16 protein-coding genes and 1 pseudogene are annotated in these 15,685 nt (G+C 65.4%); 8 read left to right on the forward strand and 9 right to left on the reverse strand.

From position 1 onward, the window contains the following. Window positions 1-95: 95 nt before the first annotated feature. From pheA to BEP01S_RS04180, 5 genes are all read right to left on the reverse strand, one after another. Window positions 96-1,034, reverse strand: a complete 939-nt coding sequence (gene pheA / locus BEP01S_RS04160; RefSeq protein ID WP_062240732.1) for a prephenate dehydratase — start codon at window positions 1,032-1,034, stop codon at window positions 96-98. Continuing rightward, on the reverse strand, window positions 1,031-1,807 hold the full coding sequence (locus tag BEP01S_RS04165) for a glycosyltransferase family 2 protein (protein WP_062240734.1): 777 nt from the start codon (window positions 1,805-1,807) through the stop codon (window positions 1,031-1,033). The genes pheA and BEP01S_RS04165 overlap by 4 nt, the downstream gene beginning before the upstream one ends. A gap of 78 nt (window positions 1,808-1,885) precedes the next feature. Next, a complete protein-coding gene (locus tag BEP01S_RS04170; protein WP_039212044.1) occupies window positions 1,886-2,764 on the reverse strand; it encodes a DUF5926 family protein in 879 nt (292 codons plus the stop codon). A 69-nt stretch (window positions 2,765-2,833) separates the two neighbouring features. Beyond that, window positions 2,834-3,748 (reverse strand): GTP pyrophosphokinase, encoded by a 915-nt coding sequence (locus tag BEP01S_RS04175; RefSeq protein WP_062240736.1) that lies wholly within the window; start codon window positions 3,746-3,748, stop codon window positions 2,834-2,836. A 110-nt stretch (window positions 3,749-3,858) separates the two neighbouring features. Continuing rightward, window positions 3,859-4,653, reverse strand: a complete 795-nt coding sequence (locus tag BEP01S_RS04180) for an exodeoxyribonuclease III (protein ID WP_062240738.1) — start codon at window positions 4,651-4,653, stop codon at window positions 3,859-3,861. A 176-nt stretch (window positions 4,654-4,829) separates the two neighbouring features. Between BEP01S_RS04180 and BEP01S_RS04185 the strand changes: the two genes are divergently transcribed. Together BEP01S_RS04185 and BEP01S_RS04190 are read left to right on the forward strand one after the other, a co-directional pair. Further along, window positions 4,830-5,654: a thioesterase family protein gene (locus BEP01S_RS04185; RefSeq protein ID WP_062240740.1), complete on the forward strand. Its 825-nt coding sequence runs from the start codon at window positions 4,830-4,832 to the stop codon at window positions 5,652-5,654. Next, the gene (locus BEP01S_RS04190) at window positions 5,651-6,427 is read left to right on the forward strand and encodes an SDR family NAD(P)-dependent oxidoreductase (protein ID WP_062240742.1); all 777 of its coding nucleotides are present in this window, start codon (window positions 5,651-5,653) and stop codon (window positions 6,425-6,427) included. Before BEP01S_RS04185 ends, BEP01S_RS04190 begins: the two co-directional genes overlap by 4 nt. Window positions 6,428-6,983: 556 nt before the next feature. Here the strand turns inward: BEP01S_RS04190 and BEP01S_RS04195 are convergent. Then, the gene (locus tag BEP01S_RS04195) at window positions 6,984-7,196 is read right to left on the reverse strand and encodes a hypothetical protein (protein WP_157070510.1); all 213 of its coding nucleotides are present in this window, start codon (window positions 7,194-7,196) and stop codon (window positions 6,984-6,986) included. 105 nt (window positions 7,197-7,301) lie between these two features. On the opposite strand from BEP01S_RS04195, the gene BEP01S_RS04200 reads away from it, so the two are divergent. Next, complete coding sequence (locus BEP01S_RS04200) at window positions 7,302-7,490, forward strand: hypothetical protein (RefSeq protein WP_062240745.1); 189 nt, start codon at window positions 7,302-7,304, stop codon at window positions 7,488-7,490. A 74-nt stretch (window positions 7,491-7,564) separates the two neighbouring features. On the opposite strand, the gene BEP01S_RS04205 is transcribed toward BEP01S_RS04200, so the two are convergent. After that, window positions 7,565-7,837 (reverse strand): GlsB/YeaQ/YmgE family stress response membrane protein, encoded by a 273-nt coding sequence (locus BEP01S_RS04205; RefSeq protein ID WP_039212053.1) that lies wholly within the window; start codon window positions 7,835-7,837, stop codon window positions 7,565-7,567. Between the two features lie 240 nt (window positions 7,838-8,077). Between BEP01S_RS04205 and pyrE the strand changes: the two genes are divergently transcribed. The 4 genes from pyrE to BEP01S_RS04225 all read left to right on the forward strand — a co-directional run bounded on the left by pyrE (window position 8,078) and on the right by BEP01S_RS04225 (window position 11,948). Beyond that, window positions 8,078-8,644 (forward strand): orotate phosphoribosyltransferase, encoded by a 567-nt coding sequence (gene pyrE, locus BEP01S_RS04210; protein WP_062240747.1) that lies wholly within the window; start codon window positions 8,078-8,080, stop codon window positions 8,642-8,644. Between the two features lie 180 nt (window positions 8,645-8,824). Continuing rightward, complete coding sequence (locus BEP01S_RS04215; RefSeq protein ID WP_062240749.1) at window positions 8,825-9,706, forward strand: ABC transporter ATP-binding protein; 882 nt, start codon at window positions 8,825-8,827, stop codon at window positions 9,704-9,706. Beyond that, window positions 9,706-11,322, forward strand: coding sequence for an ABC transporter permease (locus tag BEP01S_RS04220; RefSeq protein WP_083532505.1), 1,617 nt, complete (start codon window positions 9,706-9,708; stop codon window positions 11,320-11,322). The genes BEP01S_RS04215 and BEP01S_RS04220 overlap by 1 nt, the downstream gene beginning before the upstream one ends. After that, window positions 11,319-11,948, forward strand: coding sequence for a TrmH family RNA methyltransferase (locus BEP01S_RS04225; RefSeq protein WP_062240751.1), 630 nt, complete (start codon window positions 11,319-11,321; stop codon window positions 11,946-11,948). The genes BEP01S_RS04220 and BEP01S_RS04225 overlap by 4 nt, the downstream gene beginning before the upstream one ends. A 190-nt stretch (window positions 11,949-12,138) precedes the next feature. Here BEP01S_RS04225 and BEP01S_RS04230 read toward each other — a convergent pair whose 3' ends face one another. Together BEP01S_RS04230 and BEP01S_RS04235 are read right to left on the reverse strand one after the other, a co-directional pair. Then, window positions 12,139-13,284 (reverse strand): acyl-CoA dehydrogenase family protein, encoded by a 1,146-nt coding sequence (locus tag BEP01S_RS04230; protein ID WP_062240753.1) that lies wholly within the window; start codon window positions 13,282-13,284, stop codon window positions 12,139-12,141. A gap of 38 nt (window positions 13,285-13,322) precedes the next feature. Next, the gene (locus BEP01S_RS04235; protein WP_062240755.1) at window positions 13,323-14,516 is read right to left on the reverse strand and encodes an acyl-CoA dehydrogenase family protein; all 1,194 of its coding nucleotides are present in this window, start codon (window positions 14,514-14,516) and stop codon (window positions 13,323-13,325) included. 304 nt (window positions 14,517-14,820) lie between these two features. Here BEP01S_RS04235 and BEP01S_RS17315 point away from each other — a divergent pair. Further along, window positions 14,821-15,237, forward strand: a pseudogene (locus BEP01S_RS17315) (ATP-binding protein); the annotation flags it as partial. Between the last annotated feature and the right edge of the window lie 448 nt (window positions 15,238-15,685).

A 15,685-nucleotide genomic window follows, 5' to 3' on the forward strand; every position in this document is an offset into this window, starting at 1 on the left:
AACAGACCAGTTTCCGGCAATCTGCGCACACTTACCTACCAGTAGGTTTCAGTATTGCAGATTCGGCGGCGAGCTGGGAGCGAACTGGGACGAATTCAGCCTTCCAGAGTCCTCTCCAGCCAGTCGGCGGCCGCGGCGAAGGACTCGTCCGTCGTCGTCGGGTCGATCGGCACCACGGCTCCGTCGGAACTCGGGTAGCTGCCGAGGAAGTGCAGTGTGAGAGCCGCCCGGTGAACGCCCTGCAGGGCCTCGGCCATCCGTGCCTCATAGATGTGTCCGAGCAGGTCGATGGAGAACTGGTAGAGGCCCAGCCCGTCACCGGTCGGACGGGATTCGATGCGGGACATATTGATCCCGCGGCTGGAGAACTGTTCGAGCAGTTCGAGCAGCGAACCCGCACGGTCCGAACGCAGCGCCGCGACGATGGTAGTCTTATCGGCCCCGGTCGGAGCGGGCAGAGGACCCGGTCGTGTGACCACGACGAATCGGGTGACGGCATCCTTGCGGTCGCCGATGTCCTCGGCGACGACTTCGAGTCCATACCGCTGCGCGGCTAGAGCCGGGCAGACCGCGGCCATATGGTCGCCGGCGTCATTGGCCAGATCCCTGGCGGCCGCGGCAGTCGAGGACGTCGGCAGGTAGACGGCTTCGGGGAAGTGCTCGTTCATGAACGCGCGCACCTGTGCCTCGCCGTGCGGGTGGGAGCCGAAGGAGGAGATCTCCTCCTTGGTGGTGCCGGGCTTGACGGCGAGGACGAAGCGGACGGGCACGACCACCTCGGCGATGATCTGCAGGCGTCCGTTCTCCGTCAGCGCATCGATCGTGGCCGGCACTCCGCCTTCGAGGGAGTTCTCGATCGGCACGACCGCGGCATCGCAGTCGCCCTCGAGCACCGAATCGAGTGCCGAGGGCGCATTGCGCATCGGGTGCGTCGAGGCGTCGGCGCGCAGGTTCCGGGAGTCGAGGAAGCTGAGCAGGGCCGCCTCGGTGAAGGTGGCCTCGGGGCCGAGATACGCGAAACGGTTGAGGCTCACTTGCCGGTCTCCTTGTGGTTATCGCCATTCCGCTTCGCGCGGAGGCGGCGGACGAGGATGGCGCGGGCGACATCGCGGTACTGGGCGGCGCGGTGCAGCTGCGCTTTCAGATCGCGACCGGTGACGCGGTGGTGGAGGTCGCACTCGACCTCTTCGACGCGCAGTCCGGCGTTGACGACGTCGATGGTCATGGCCGCCTCGACGCCCCATCCGGCGGCGAACGGCAGGGCCGCGTCGAAGGCCTCCCGCGACAGGCAGCGCATTCCCGACAGGGGTTGGGTGGCGTCGAACCCGGAGAGCTCGGCGATCCCTTTCTTCGCCAATCCGACGACGAAGCCGAAGCCGCCGCCCTTGCGCTTCTGGGCGGGCAGGATCGCGATCGTCATATCGGCTTCCCCTGCGAGCACCGGGGCGGCCAGGGGAGCGGTATTGATCGCGGAGTCCTCGAGGTCGCCGTCGATGAACAGCAGCGCACGGTGGTGCGGATCGGCACCCGGATCGGCGTCGGAGATCTCCCGATTGCGCAGAGCGAACGCCCCGGTCATCATGGCCGCGGCCTTGCCCTTGTTCTTCGGGTGGGTGATCACCTCGGCGCCGGCCCGGCGGGCCAGGACCCCCGTGTCGTCAGACGATCCGTCGTCGACGACGAGGACGATGTCGACCCCGGGGATCTGCTTGGCCGCAGTGACGGTGGCAGCGATCCGCGCGGATTCGTCCATCGCGGGGATGATGGCAGCGACCGCCTCGGGGGCAGCGTGCGGCTGTGCGCTCATGTCGGTTCTCCTGTCCGTCACCGGCACCGAGGCGGGACACCGTTCCCGGGTCCCGCCTCGGTGATGGTGTGACGGATATCAGTGGATGGTCAGCTGGCGGGACACGATTCCCGAGCGGACGCGGCGGGCCTCGGTGCTCATCGGCTCCGTCGCGTTCAGCGCTTCGTCGAGGCGTTTGCCGAAGGCGGCGATGGGCTCTTCGACGTCGTCGACCTGAGTGCCGAACTCGAGTTCCCAGACGGGGACGATGATGCCGTGGGCGCGGAAGTAGCCGAGGAAGGTGCCGATTCCGCCGAGGTCGTTGGCGTTCTCGGCCTGCAGGCGGGCCATCGCATCGACGACGCGGTCCTCACCCTCGGAGCGGGCCCAGCGGACGTAGGTGCGACCGGACATCTCGGTCCAGTAGGCGGAGTCGACGGAGGCGAGCTTCTCCGTGGGGGCCACGGAGTCGTTGGCCTGCTGGAGGGCGGCGGCCACATCGGCATCGTTCTCCGCCTCGGGCAGGGCCCAGTAGTCGAAGTTCTCGAGCACGCGGACGTCGAACGGATGAGAGGTGTCGAGGATGTCCTGCAGACGCGGGCCCTCGCCGGGTTCGGTCGTCGCTTCGATGGAGGTGCCGGGTTCGGCATCGACGGCGGCCAGCAGGCCGCGGGCGACATCGCGGGAGGCATCGGTCGAGGACACGGGCACCTGCATTCCGGCCAGGATCTCACCGTCGTCGCGGCGCCAGGCCTGCCATGCGGCGGGCAGCAGGGAGGCGATGGTCACCTCGTGGCCGCCATATTCCTCGGTCAGCTTGGCTGTCGCGGTGGCCGCGGGCACGAGTTCACGCAGGCAGATGAGATCGGCCTCGAACGGCAGATCAGCGAACGGACGCGCGACGAAGGCCGTGGCTTGGGCCCGCGCGAGACGCTTGGCGATGAGTTCTTCCTTGGAGCGCTTCGACTTCTTTCCCATGGGACGCAAGTCTAGTCGGTGTGACGGCAGTCGGCTGAAGGGCCCGCGGTCAGGGCTGTGACCTCGTGCTCAGCTCTCGCGACCGACAGGGATGAAGTAGCGCGTGTTGTTCGACTCGTCCATCCGCACCTGCAGCTTGTCGCCCGGATGGGGGAAAGCAGAGCGTTCCGGATTGTCGGGAGTCAGCCCGAGGGTTTCCAACCGGATGATGCCGTGGCGCCCCACATCGTCGGCTGCGAGGACATAGGAATGATTGAGTTCGCGGATCGTGACCTCGATGGCCGGATCGGTCGGCTCCTCCGCCTCGGCGAAGGCTCTGGGCGGAGCAGAATTGCCCATCCCCAGATAGGCGCCGACGTCATCGGCGATATAGCCGGCCACGGAATCGGCCTGCGCCATCAGCCCGGCGAGGATCACCGACAGCCGTTCTTGTTGGGCATCGGTCTTCAGGGCCTGCCCGGGTTTGAACAGGTGCTCCTCGGCGAGCACGCACCACGCGTCCTGCATGATCGTTCGCAGCTGGAGTTCGACGAGGACGGAAGGTTCGGAGTCGAAGGGGACCTCGACGATGAGGTGGCGGCCGCGGTACCCCGATGGTTTCGGGGTCGCGGAATAGTCGCGCACCTCGGCGATGGAGAGGTTCGTATCGTCACCCACCTCGGTGAGCAGATCCCACAGGGCCGACTGTTCGCGTTCGGTGCGGCAGACGACGCGGGCACCGACGACATCGATGACCTGATTCTCGACCTCGACTGATTCGTGGATCTCGTCATTGGCGTCGGCGAGCTTGCGGCGCAGCTTCTCGCCCGTGCGCATCCGGTCCTTGATCCGACCGTCGACGACGCGCACTCGATCCCCGGAGAGCAGTGCGGAAGGAGCGCGGACGGACTCGACCCAGTCGTTGACCGTTTCGAGAGCGGCCCTCCAGGTGGACTCACGCCGATCATAGGCTTCGTCGACCAATTCGCGGACAGTTGCTGACATCCTCGTCACCTTCCTAGCTCCTGATTCAACTTCACCAGAAGAGAGGGGAGATGTCTATGGATTCGACGCTGAACTTGTCGCCGGGTGCCGAAAGGTGAGACGAAGGGGCCTCAGACGTCGTAGTCGACGATGACGGGAGCGTGGTCGGACGCGCCCTTGCCCTTGCGCTCCTCGCGGTCGATCTCACCGGCGGTCGCGGTCTTCGCCAATGCTTGTGAGGCGAGCTGGAAGTCGATGCGCATGCCCTGCTTCTTCGGGAACCGCAGCTTCTGGTAGTCCCAGAAGGTGTACACGCCGGGTCCGGGCGTGAACTGCCGAGTGACCTCGCTCAGTCCAGCACCGAGCAGATCGTCGAAGGCGGCGCGCTCGGCATCCGAGACGTGAGTGGCGCCCTCGAACTCGGCCATATCCCAGACGTCCTCGTCGAGCGGGGCCACGTTGAAGTCACCGCAGAGGACGAGTTTCTTCTCCGGTTCGGCGCTCAGCTGGGCGGCGATATCGGCTGTCAGCGCCTTGTACCAGTCAAGTTTGTAGGCGTAGTGCGGATGGTCGAGTTCGCGGCCATTGGGCACATAGAGCGAGTAGATGCGCACATCGTTGCAGGTCACCGACAGTGCCCGGGCCTCGACGACGGGTTCCTCGGCGCCGAACGCAGGGATGTCCTCGAACCCGATCTCCGTGTCGGCCAGTCCGACGCGCGAGGCGATGGCCACGCCGTTCCACTGGTTGAGGCCGTGATAGCTGACCTCGTAGCCGCGCTCGGTGAACAGCTCCTCGGGGAACTGCGAGTCCTTGCACTTGAGTTCCTGGATGGCCAGGACATCGACATCCGAACGATCCAGCCAGGCCCCGATGCGGTCGTGGCGGGCACGGATCGAGTTCACATTCCACGTAGCGATTCTCACCCTCCCACCCTAAGCCGTCCGCGCCGGAGGTGAAAGCGGGGTGCGTGAGGCTGCCGGTGGGCCGCCTCGGCGTGCTTATGCCGGAGCAACACAGCCGCTTATGCCGGAGCCGTGTGGAAGGGGGCGTGCCCAGCCCCTGCGTCGAGCGGACCCTCTCGGCTCGATAAGCTGGCACCATGCCTGAAGCTCCCAATGAACACCTCGGCCACGACGGTGCCGCCTACCCGGATTCCTACTATGTGCGGCTGTCCGAGGACCGCCTCGTCTCGACGCTGCACAGCCAGGGCGCATGGCAGCCCGGCGAGCAGCATCTCGCGCCCGCCTCGGGGATCGTGCTCGCCGAAATCGAACGTAGACTGCCCAGCGACAAGCTCATCTCCCGGGTGACCTTCGACGTCCTCGGCGTCATCCACTCCGGTGAGTTCACCATCGACGTCAACGTCGTCCGTCCCGGCCGCACCATCGAACTCGTCGAAGCGCATATGCGCCACGGGGAGCGCACCAGCGTGACCGCTCGCGTGTGGCGGCTGCAGGCCTCCGACACCGAGGCAGTCGCCGGCGACGAATGGTCGCCGATGCCGCCCGTGTCCGAAGTGCCCGAGGCTCCTTTCACCGGTCGTTGGGGTGGTGGCTTCATCGCGTCGCTCGAGGGGCGTCAAGGAGCGGACGCTCATCCCGGCCGCGCACAGTCCTGGGTGCGCAGTCCCTATCCTCTCGTCGACGGCGAGATCGACCCGCCGACTGCGGCCTTCGTCAAGTTCGTCGACACCGCCAATGGCCTGGCCGTTCGCGAGGATCCGAAGACGACCTTCTTCCCGAACGTCGACCTCTCCATCCACCTCACCCGCGTGCCCGGGGCCGGCTGGGTCGGCTTCGACACGAAGGTTGCCTTCGGGCCGACCGGCCTGGGGCAGACGACGAGCGTGCTCAGCGATGTCGACGGTCCCATCGGCACGGCCGTGCAGTCCCTGACCGTCCGCCGAGGTCAAGGCGCGGTATGAGTCCGCGGCCGCGTGCCCTCATCACCGGAGCGAGCTCCGGGCTGGGAAGCGGCTATGCCCGCACCCTGGCCGCCGAGGGCTACGACCTCGTCCTGGTCGCCAGGAACGAAGCCCGACTGAGAGAGCTGGCCGACCAGCTCCAGGCCACGCAGAACATCCACGCCGAGGCGGCCGTGGCTGACCTGTCGACCCGTGACGGTATCGACGCGGTCAACGAGATCATCGAAACGCAGCCGATCGACGTGCTCATCAACAACGCCGGCTTCGGTCTGCCAGGGACGTTGCTGGATACCGACGCTGCCGAGCTCGATGCGCTCGATCGGGTGCTCGCCGGGGCGGTGAGGGAGCTGTCGCTGGCGGCGGCTCGGCGCATGCGGGCCCGCGGTCGCGGAGGCATCATCAATGTCTCCTCGCTGGCGGCGGTGACGACAATGGGACAGTACGCCGCTTCGAAGGCGTCGACTCTGGTCTTCACCGAGGCGCTCGCCGGGGAACTCAGAGGCAGCCCGGTGACGGTCACCGCCGTTCTGCCCGGTTTCATCCGGACGGAATTCCACAGCCGCCTCGGCGTCGAGCGTCCGGGGCCCGGCCTGATCTGGCTCAGCGTCGATCAGGTGGTGCGGGAATCGCTGCGTGATGCGCGGGCGGGCAAGGTCGTCTCGGTGCCGGGGTGGGGATACCGTCTGGCCGCGCTCGTTGCTCCGGTGGTGCCGCGCCCGCTCATGCGCTGGGGGTCGACCGGATTCTCCTTCGCCCGCACCCGCGATCGCTGAGTCGGGATTCGTCACGTGCGCTCGTCGGCATGACGTGCGCCAGCGGTGATCGCTTCGCACTCGCGATCGCTGAGTCGGGTCTCGCAAGACGTGCCGGCGGTCATCGATCCGGGGTCGTGTGCGCGTCGCGAGATGTGACCTATATGCAATTTTCGGCAGGAGCGTCACATCTGAGTTGAGGATTGAACTACCTGGATCTGGGCTTGTGACCAGGGGTTTTATTCTGATCGCTTCTATGCTATAGAGCCTGACAGGATTCAAGACGGAGCGTGAGATTCTTTACAAGCGATACGAAAGTGTGGTCAAATTAATGTGTTCGCCCGGTGGGGATCGGGTGGACATAACGGACGTATGGGGATGCGTCCGGGTACTCGAGGGGAGTGCTGCGAGGACCCCGGGATGTCGCGAATACGCGCCCCGGGGTTCTTGTCATTCACAGCCGTTCTTCGCAGCCGCCGACGTGAGGACTGCTCCAGCGGGTCCGAAGTGTGAATGCGCGTGCGCTGATCCAGATCAGCACATATGCACTTTTGACCCGCTGATGCGGCACGGCCGACTACTGCACGCTGACGCTGCGTTGGCGGCGCGAGCGCGTGCGGGCGATGCCGACCTCGAGCGCCACCGCGCTCAGCGGGGCACCGAGCGCCACCGAGGCATTGCCGGCGGCGCGCTCGGCGACTTCGGCGATGACGGTATCGAGGTCGGCACGTTCATCGGCATCGACATGGATGAGCGGCTCCGGACTCCGCGCGGTGCCCCGCAGGATCACCTGGGCATCCGAGACCCCGTCGGTGGATTCGAGGTCGGCGGCGACCGCCCGCACTGCGGATCGACGTCACCGTCGAGGACGTATTCGTCGACGAGGAGGCCGCCGATGGCTGAGAAGCCGATGGCTGAGAAGCCGATGGCTGAGAACGAGACCGTCCGCGGATTCGACGAGGCGGCGGTCTCGGCTCGCCTGACCGAACCCGTCACCGGAGTCGACGGCGTCACCGGCCTGGCGCCGGGGCTGCGCGACATGATCGCCAATGCGGCCGCACGGGTGATGCGCCGCAGCACGTGAACGGCACAGAAAAAGGTGGATAGCCCATGTTCAAACATGGGCTATCCACCTTTTTCTGTGCCGTTGCCGAGGGGTCAGGCGGCCTTGCTCTTCGAGCGTCCGGTGATGAGGCCCCAGACGATGAGCACGATAAGCGAGCCGCCGATCGCGCACAGCCAGGACGACAGTGAGAAGAACTTGTCCATCTGGGCGCCGAAGATCATGCCGCCGAGCCAGCCGCCCAGCATGGCTCCGATCACGCCGAGGATCAGTGTGGCGAAGAAGCCGCCGCCCTGTTTGCCGGGCAGGATCGCCTTAGCGATGGCTCCGGCGATGAGTCCGAGGATGAGATATGCGATGAAACCCATGTTGCTCACGTCCTTCCTGAAAGCACTTGACCGGCTGGGTTGCGCGGTGTTGTTGACACTCTACAACTCACTATAGTCGAGAGTCGAAAGGTGTGTTGATTCTTTATAGCGTTGGTACAGGAGCAGGCGCGACGAAATCCTCACGCTCCAGATCTGTGCCGTCTGTCACGTCCGCATCCGCCGCCGTCGCTGAGACGGCGCTGAACGGTCGCCCGAAACCCGCGCATTAGACTGGAGACCATGACCGACAGCACAGACACTCGCCGACAACTGCTCGACCTCATCGACGAACTCTCCGTGGTGCGCGGCAGGGTGACCCTCTCCTCCGGCAAGGAGGCCGACTACTACCTCGACCTGCGTCGGGTCACCCTCGACCATCGTTCGGCTCCGCTCATCGGTGACGTGGTGCTCGATCTGCTCGACTCCCACGGCCTGCTGGACAAGGTCGACGCCGTCGGCGGCCTGACCATGGGCGCCGATCCCGTCGGCACAGCGGTCATGCACCGCTCCGTGGTCCGGGGCACTCCGCTCGACTCCTTCGTCGTGCGCAAGGAGGCGAAGAAGCACGGAATGTCTCGTCGCGTCGAAGGCCCCGATGTCGCCGGCAAGCGCGTCGTCGCCGTCGAGGACACCTCGACGACGGGCGGTTCCGTACTCACCGCCGTCGAAGCGCTCAAGGAAGCCGGCGCCGAGGTGGTCGCAGTGGCCGTGGTCATGGACCGCGACACCGGCGCCAAGGAACGGGTCGAAGCCACGGGAATTCCGTACCTGACCGCGCTGACGACCGCGGATCTCGGACTCGACTGAGCCCCGCCTCGGCGAGGTGGGCCCGCACGGTGCCGCCTCGGCGAGATCGGCTCACCGATCACGACCTGGGACTCGACTGGCAATTCGGTCGAAATCGAGGACGTGGTTTGAAACAAGTCTCTTATTTCAACACGATAGATGAGACACTCCCCAAGAACTGTTTGATGTAAAGGATGACGCGTGCTCACACTGAAAGAGGTTTCCCTGCGCAAAGGGAAGCGGACATATCTGGACGAGGTGAGTTTCACCGCCGAGGCGGGCCGGATCACCGCAATCGTGGGAACCCGCTCGGCGGGCCGCACCGAACTGGTGCGCATCATCATGGGCCTCATCGCCGCTGATGAGGGCACGATCGAACTCGAGGACTTCGAACTCGACTTCGGCGACCGGCAGAACTTCGGCTATCTGCCCGCGGAACGCGGCGGATACCCGAACATGCGCGTGCTCGACCAGATTGTCTACCTCGCCCGCCTGCACGGGATCACCCTGGGCGCGGCCGAACGGAATGCGCTGACCCTGCTCGGCCACCTCGAGCTCGCCGACCGCGGCTACGCACCGTTGAAGAACCTCTCCGGGGCCGAGATCGCCCGCGTCGACATCGCCGCGACACTGGCCGCCGACCCGGACGTCGTCGTCATCGACGATGCCTTCGCCGGCCTCGACGCGGCTTCGCTGCGTCTGGTCACGTCCCTTCTGCGGGCCCACGCATCATCGGGAGTGCCCGTCATCCTGGCCACCGACGACTGGGAGGCCGCACAGACCTTCGCCGACGACGTCATCATCCTCAACCAGGGCAAGGTGACCGCTTCGGGCAGCGTCGAGAAGTTGCTCGGTGAGCCGCATTACCGAGTCGAGACAGCCGACACCGAGGCGGCCGCCTCGGCGCTGAAATCCCGGAAGGGAATCAGCGACGTCAAGACCGCCGGACGCGAAGACTCCGCGGTGAGCTTCAGCGCCGACGATGCGAAGACAGCCGCCGCTGCCGTGGCCGAGCTGAAGAATGTGAAGAACTTCGAAAGTGTCCGCCCGACACTGGCCGAGCAGTACAAGGAGGCTCTGTAATGGCGCGCAAAGACAACGGTGCGAACGACGAGTCCCCGGAACCGCTCGTGTCCAAGGGCACGGCCGGCGAAGGCATCGACGACCTCGGTGTGCCCGTCGATGACGAAGTGATCGAAGACGAGACCACCGCCGACGAAGCCGAGTCGGATGACGAGGCGACCGCGACTGGTGCGTCAAAGGGATCGACCGCCACGGCGAAGAAGGAATCGGACGAATCCGGCGCCACCGACGGCCTCGACGACGTTCCCTTCGAACTCGCCGAGGACACCCCCGACCCCGACGAACTGCCGGAGACCGGGCTGGTCTCGGAATTCGTCGACGTCGGCAACCGCCAGGCCGCGTGGCTCGTGTCGAACCGTGAGAGCACCACGGCCATGCGCAGCCCGTACTTCCTGGTCACCGCCGCCGTGATTATCCTCGGCGTGCTGGCCGCCATCATCTCCGGAATCGTCGCCGACGTGCAGAAGGACTCCGGAACACCGACCATGGCGATGGTCGGTGTCGGCGAACAAGCGCAGATGTACGAACAGCAGCTGGGTGTGAAGATCACCGATGCCAAGGATGCGCCGGCGGCTGAGAAGCTCGTGCGTGAGGGCAAGGTCGACGCCGCATTCATCCAGGACCCGAGCGGTCAGGGACAGCCGACGATCATCGCTCTGGACAAGCAGCCCGACGCATTGCTCGAGAAGCTCGCTCCGAAGACCGAGGCGACGCTGCTCAAGACACCGGCTGTTGACAGCACCGTGGCCACCCCGCTGCTGTGGGGAATGGTCGCACTGTCACTTCTCGTCGTCGCCACCCTGGGCACTGCTCTGTACCAGAACCTGCGTCTCGAGAAGCGCAACCGGATCACCGAGATCATCGCTGCCACGATCCCGCCGCGGGCCTCGGCCTCGGGCCGGATCACCGGCATGCTGACCCTGGTCATCGTCCAACTCGTGGTGGCGGCCGTCATCACCGAACTCGGCCTATCGCTGTCAGGCAAGACGTCACTGGCCTTCGCCATGCTGCCGGGTCTCGGCTGGTTCGCGCTGGCCCTGCTGCTCACCGCTTGGTCGGTGTTCGCGCTGCTGGTCTGGGCGTCGACCGTTGTCGGGTCCAAGGCACGTGCTACCTTCCTCACGATCATCGGCGTCATCACCGTGGCGGGCTTCTTCGCCCCGGTCCTCATCGGCCCCTCGGGCACCGTAGCGAAGGTGCTGTCGTGGACGCCGTTCACCTCGCCGCTGGGCATCGCCGGCCGCTCCTTCGCCGGTCAGACCGAATGGTGGGAGGGCCTCGTCGCCGCCGGCATCGCTCTGGTCCTCGCTGTCATCCTCCACGCTCTGGCCTCGGGTGCGTACGTGCGCTCGGTGCTGTCGGGAGGCGGACGCGGCGGCAAGACCGTGAAGATGAGCAAGCGCGCTCAGAAGGTCGGAGCCGTCGCCTCTTCGAAGGGCTCGGCGAAGTCGGACTCGGACGCTGATGACACCGATGATGCCGATTCGGACGACGACGCAGAGTCAACGGACGAGAAGAAGTCGACGGCCGCCTCGGCGAAGAAATCGGACGCAAAGGCGAAAGCAAAGGACGAAGAGGACGCGAAGTCGGCGGATGATTCCCGCGACGACAAGTGACCGAAAGCGCTGAACCACAGGTAGGGGTCGGTCCGTGGACCGGCCCCTGGCCTGTGGAAGAGCACTTCGATCCCGAGCTGCTGGCCGAGGGCGATCGGCGCAATGTCGTCGATAAGTATCGATATTGGAAGCACGACGCGATCGTTGCTGACCTCGATACATCTCGGCACGACTTCCATGTCGGAGTCGAGAACTGGCAGCACGACCTCAACATCGGTTCGGTCGTGCGCACCGCCAACGCCTTCAACGCCGCAGCCGTGCACATCGTCGGCAAACGCCGCTGGAACCGCCGCGGGGCGATGGTCACGGACAAGTACCAGCACGTCATCCATCATCCGAGTGTGGACGACCTGCTCAGCTGGTGCGCCGAGAACGACGTGCCGCTGCTGGGCATCGACAACTTCCCGGATTCCGTGCCGCTGGAGACCTACGACCTGCCCAAGCGCTGCCTGCTCCTGTTCGGGCAGGAAGGACCGGGGCTGAGTGAGGAAGCGCATGAGGCGAGTCGGGACGTGCTCTCGATCGCGCAGTTCGGTTCGACGCGGTCGATGAACGCCGCGGCCGCCGCAGCGATCACCATGCACTCCTGGATCCGTCGTCACGTGTACGACCAGCCCGTGAACTGATCAGTTCGCCCCGTGGCGGCGGTCTCCGCGCAGACGCTCCCGTTTGTGCGGAATCGACCTTGCCACACAGACCGCGGACACGAAGAAGCGCCGAGGCGGCACGATTACGATCGTGCCGCCTCGGCGCTTCTGTGCTGCCGGACCGGATCGCTCAGGTTCTCAGCGGAACCCGAGCGATCCGGTCGCTGCCTCAGCGGAGGTCGGCAGCCTGGGGCTCGATGAGTCCGCCCAGTTCGGCGAGCTCCGCGGTCAGCGAATCCGCGTCGTCGAAGGTGCGGGTCATGACCGTCAGGCGCTTGGCGTAGTGACCGATGGGGTATTCCATGGTCATGCCGATTCCGCCGTGCATCTGGATCGATTCCTGGCTGATGTTGCGAGCTGCCCGGTCGACGATGATCTTCGCAGCGATGACGTCGCGGTGGCGGTCCTTCTCGGCCCCGGGGACCTCGGAGGTCACGGCCAGACGCGAGTACAGCGCCATGCTGCGTGCGTACTCGAGCTCGGCGTAGAGGTCTGCGGCGCGGTGCTGCAGAGCCTGGTTCGCACCGATCGGAGCACCGAACTGCTCACGGGTCTTCAGGTACTCGGCGGTCATCGTCAGCGAGGCTTCGAGTGCACCGACGGCCTCGGCCATGATCGCAGCGTTGCCCAGGTCGAGGACCTCGGACAGGACGGCGTTGGCATCGGCGGCGTCGAGGCGCTGAGCGGCGACACTGTCGAGCTTAAGGTTCGCGCTGCCCAGGCCATCGGCCTGGCGCTGAGCGACTCGGGTCAGACCTTCGGCATCGGCGGCGACGAGGTAGAGTCCCAGTTCGCCGTTCTGCGAAGCGGTCACGACGAAGTGGTCGGCGACGTCTCCGCCGAGCACGTTGTTCTTCTCACCGGTGAGGGTGAAGCTGCCGTCGGCACCGGAGACCTGAGTCTGCGGGGCGTCGACGGCGTAGCGCAGTCCGGGCTCGAGCGCTGCGAGAGCGAGGAAGGTCTGGCCCTCTGCCACACCAGGCAGGATGGCCTGCTTCTGCTCTTCGCTGCCGCCGAGCAGGACGGCATTGGCGCCGAGGACTGCGGTCGCCAGGAACGGTTCGAGGACGAGCGAGCGCCCGAACGCCTCGGCGACCACGGCCACCTCGTTGAAGGTCATGTCCGCGCCGCCGTAGGACTCGGGGATTGCGAGACCGAGCAGTCCCATCTCGGCGAACGCCTGCCACTTCTCGCGGGAGATGCCCTCTTCGCTGCGAAGGATCTCTTCGCGCTTGGCGATGTCGTATTCGGTGCGCAGGTACTTGTTCAGTGTGCTGGCGAGTTCTTGCTGAATGTCGTTGAGTTCAAGATCCATGGTTGTCCTTCTTGGGAGATCGGATGAGCGTCGGTATCTCAGAGACCGAGCAATGCCTTCGAGATGATTCCGCGCTGCACCTCTGACGAACCGCCGTAGATGGTGACCTTGCGAGTGTTGAAGTAGGCGGGCAGCGCATCGACGGCGCCGTTGGGCAGGTCGGACAGACCCTGACCCTGCACGCGGTCGGAGACGAAGTCGAGGCCCTGCGGGCCCAGCACGTCGACGAGGAGTTCGGAGATGTCCTCCTGCAGCTGCGAGCCCTTGAGCTTGAGCACCGAGGAGCGCGGATCCGGCTTGTCGGACCCGGCGGCCTGGGTCGAGAGGATCCTCAGCTGGGTCATCTCGAGCGCGGTGAGCTCGGCTTCGATCTTCGTCAGACGAGCGGAGAACAGAGGATCGTCGAGCAGTGTGCCGCGAGCGGTCTTCGTCACCGCGGCATAGGCCTTGGCGCGGGCGAGGTTGACCTTCGAGCCGCCGATGCGGGCGATTCCGGTGCGCTCGTTGCCGAGGAGGAACTTCGCGTACGTCCAGCCCTTGTTCTCTTCGCCGACGAGGTTCTCAACGGGCACCTCGACATTGTCGAAGAAGACTTCGTTGACCTCATGGCCGCCGTCGATGAGCTGGATCGGACGGACGGTGACGCCGGGGGTCTTCATGTCGATGAGCAGGAAGGAGATGCCGGCCTGCTTCTTCACATCCGGATCGGTGCGCACGAGGTTGAAGATCCAGTCGCCGTACTGGCCCAGGGTCGTCCAGGTCTTCTGGCCGTTGACGATGTACTTGTCGCCCTTGCGCACCGCGGTGGTCTTGAGCGAAGCGAGGTCCGAACCGGCGTTGGGCTCGGAGAATCCCTGCGACCACCAGATGTCGATGTTCGCGGTGGCGGGCAGGAAGCGCTCCTTGATCTCCTGCGAACCGAAGGTCGCGATGACAGGACCGACCATGGAGACGTTGAACGCCAGCGGCTGCGGAACGCAGGCCAGCTGCATCTCTTCGAGCCAGATGTGACGCTGCACCGGAGTCCAGTCCTGGCCGCCCCATTCGACCGGCCAGTTCGGCACGGCATAGCCGTGCTGGTTGAGGATCCGCTGCGAGGTGACCATGTCTTCCTTGGTCAGCTCCTGGCCGGTGGCGACCTTGAGGCGGAGTTCCTCAGGGATCTCCGTGCGGTAGAACTGACGCATCTGCTGCGCGAAATCGCGCTCTTCCGCATTCAGTAGTGTGTCCATGTGAACTCCTTATAGATCGTTCAGTAACTTTCCTCCAATGATACGGTCCGGTGTTCCGGCTCACAAGTGGGCAAAGACGGAGATCCTCGCCGAGGCGGCCCTCCGGTGGGGTCGGATGTTGATGTCACAATCGCCTAACTTTATTTCAGAAATGTATTACTACATCTATCGCGAGTGGTAATACTGTTTGTGGAATTTCTTCGGTGATTCCCAGACGTGAGCCTCTCCGGACCGAACCCCGTGCCGCTGGGGCTCCGCATTCCCCGCCGCAGTAGATCCCCAGGGGTACGGAAAGCTGAGTGACGTGTCAGGCAGGACCACATACATCCCCCCGGTCGCACCCTCGCGCCGGCTCTACGGATATGAGTCCGAACTCTCGACGCTCGTCGACGCGCTCTCCGGGCAGCGTCATCTGGGTGCACTCATCATCGGCGCGGCGGGCGTCGGGAAGACCGCGTTGGTCAACACCGCACTCTCCCGTCTCGACCCCGATCTGTCGGTCACCCGTCTGCGCGGCTCGGAGAATGCGCGGGTCCGAAACCTCGGAATCTTCGAAATCCTGCTGTCACGGGAGGGCATCGACACGGACCTCCCGCCCGGCCGAGCACTGTCGGTGATCGGTGATCTGTTCGAGCGCAGAGCCGCCGGAGGGCGCTGCCTGGTCGTCGTCGACAATGCCGATCTCGTCGACGATCATTCCCTCGCAGTGCTGGCCCAGCTGACGGATGCACGCAGGATCACGCTCGTCGTCGCCGCCGAATCCGCGCGCCCACCGGTCGATCTCATCGCCGGACTGTGGCTGGCCGGAAACGTCGTCAGGATCGATCTGGACGGTATCGACGAGGCGGACGCGGTGGCGATGATCAACGGCATCGGACTCATGGAGACCGAGACGAGATCGGTCGCGGAGCTGACCGCTCTCGCCCATGGCAATCCGCGGCTGCTCGAGAGGCTGCTGTTCGGACGGAGCCGGACCAGCGGGGTCGAAACGGCGATCGCCCGGGTCGATCAGACCAGTCGCGAGGTCATCGAAACCGTCTCTCTCATCGAAGCGGTGCCCTATGACGTGCTCGTCGGACTCACCAGTCCGCAGACGATCGACTCTCTGGCGGAGGATGGTCTGCTCTCGATTTCGAAGGGTCGAGGGGGAGAGGTGAGCATGCGCGAAC

The organism is Brevibacterium epidermidis NBRC 14811 (genome assembly GCF_001570805.1).
Lineage (GTDB): Bacteria > Actinomycetota > Actinomycetes > Actinomycetales > Brevibacteriaceae > Brevibacterium > Brevibacterium epidermidis.

Excerpts from the sequence above, each read along its gene's own strand:
- BEP01S_RS04165 (WP_062240734.1), bottom strand. The coding sequence starts at position 1,807 with ATGAGCGCACAGCCGCACGCTGCCCCCGAGGCGGTCGCTGCCATCATC.
- BEP01S_RS04170 (WP_039212044.1), bottom strand. The coding sequence starts at position 2,764 with ATGGGAAAGAAGTCGAAGCGCTCCAAGGAAGAACTCATCGCCAAGCGT.
- BEP01S_RS04175 (WP_062240736.1), bottom strand. The coding sequence starts at position 3,748 with ATGTCAGCAACTGTCCGCGAATTGGTCGACGAAGCCTATGATCGGCGT.
- BEP01S_RS04185 (WP_062240740.1), top strand. The coding sequence starts at position 4,830 with ATGCCTGAAGCTCCCAATGAACACCTCGGCCACGACGGTGCCGCCTAC.
- BEP01S_RS04190 (WP_062240742.1), top strand. The coding sequence starts at position 5,651 with ATGAGTCCGCGGCCGCGTGCCCTCATCACCGGAGCGAGCTCCGGGCTG.
- BEP01S_RS04200 (WP_062240745.1), top strand. The coding sequence starts at position 7,302 with ATGGCTGAGAAGCCGATGGCTGAGAAGCCGATGGCTGAGAACGAGACC.
- BEP01S_RS04205 (WP_039212053.1), bottom strand. The coding sequence starts at position 7,837 with ATGGGTTTCATCGCATATCTCATCCTCGGACTCATCGCCGGAGCCATC.
- pyrE (WP_062240747.1), top strand. The coding sequence starts at position 8,078 with ATGACCGACAGCACAGACACTCGCCGACAACTGCTCGACCTCATCGAC.
- BEP01S_RS04220 (WP_083532505.1), top strand. The coding sequence starts at position 9,706 with ATGGCGCGCAAAGACAACGGTGCGAACGACGAGTCCCCGGAACCGCTC.
- BEP01S_RS04230 (WP_062240753.1), bottom strand. The coding sequence starts at position 13,284 with ATGGATCTTGAACTCAACGACATTCAGCAAGAACTCGCCAGCACACTG.
- BEP01S_RS04235 (WP_062240755.1), bottom strand. The coding sequence starts at position 14,516 with ATGGACACACTACTGAATGCGGAAGAGCGCGATTTCGCGCAGCAGATG.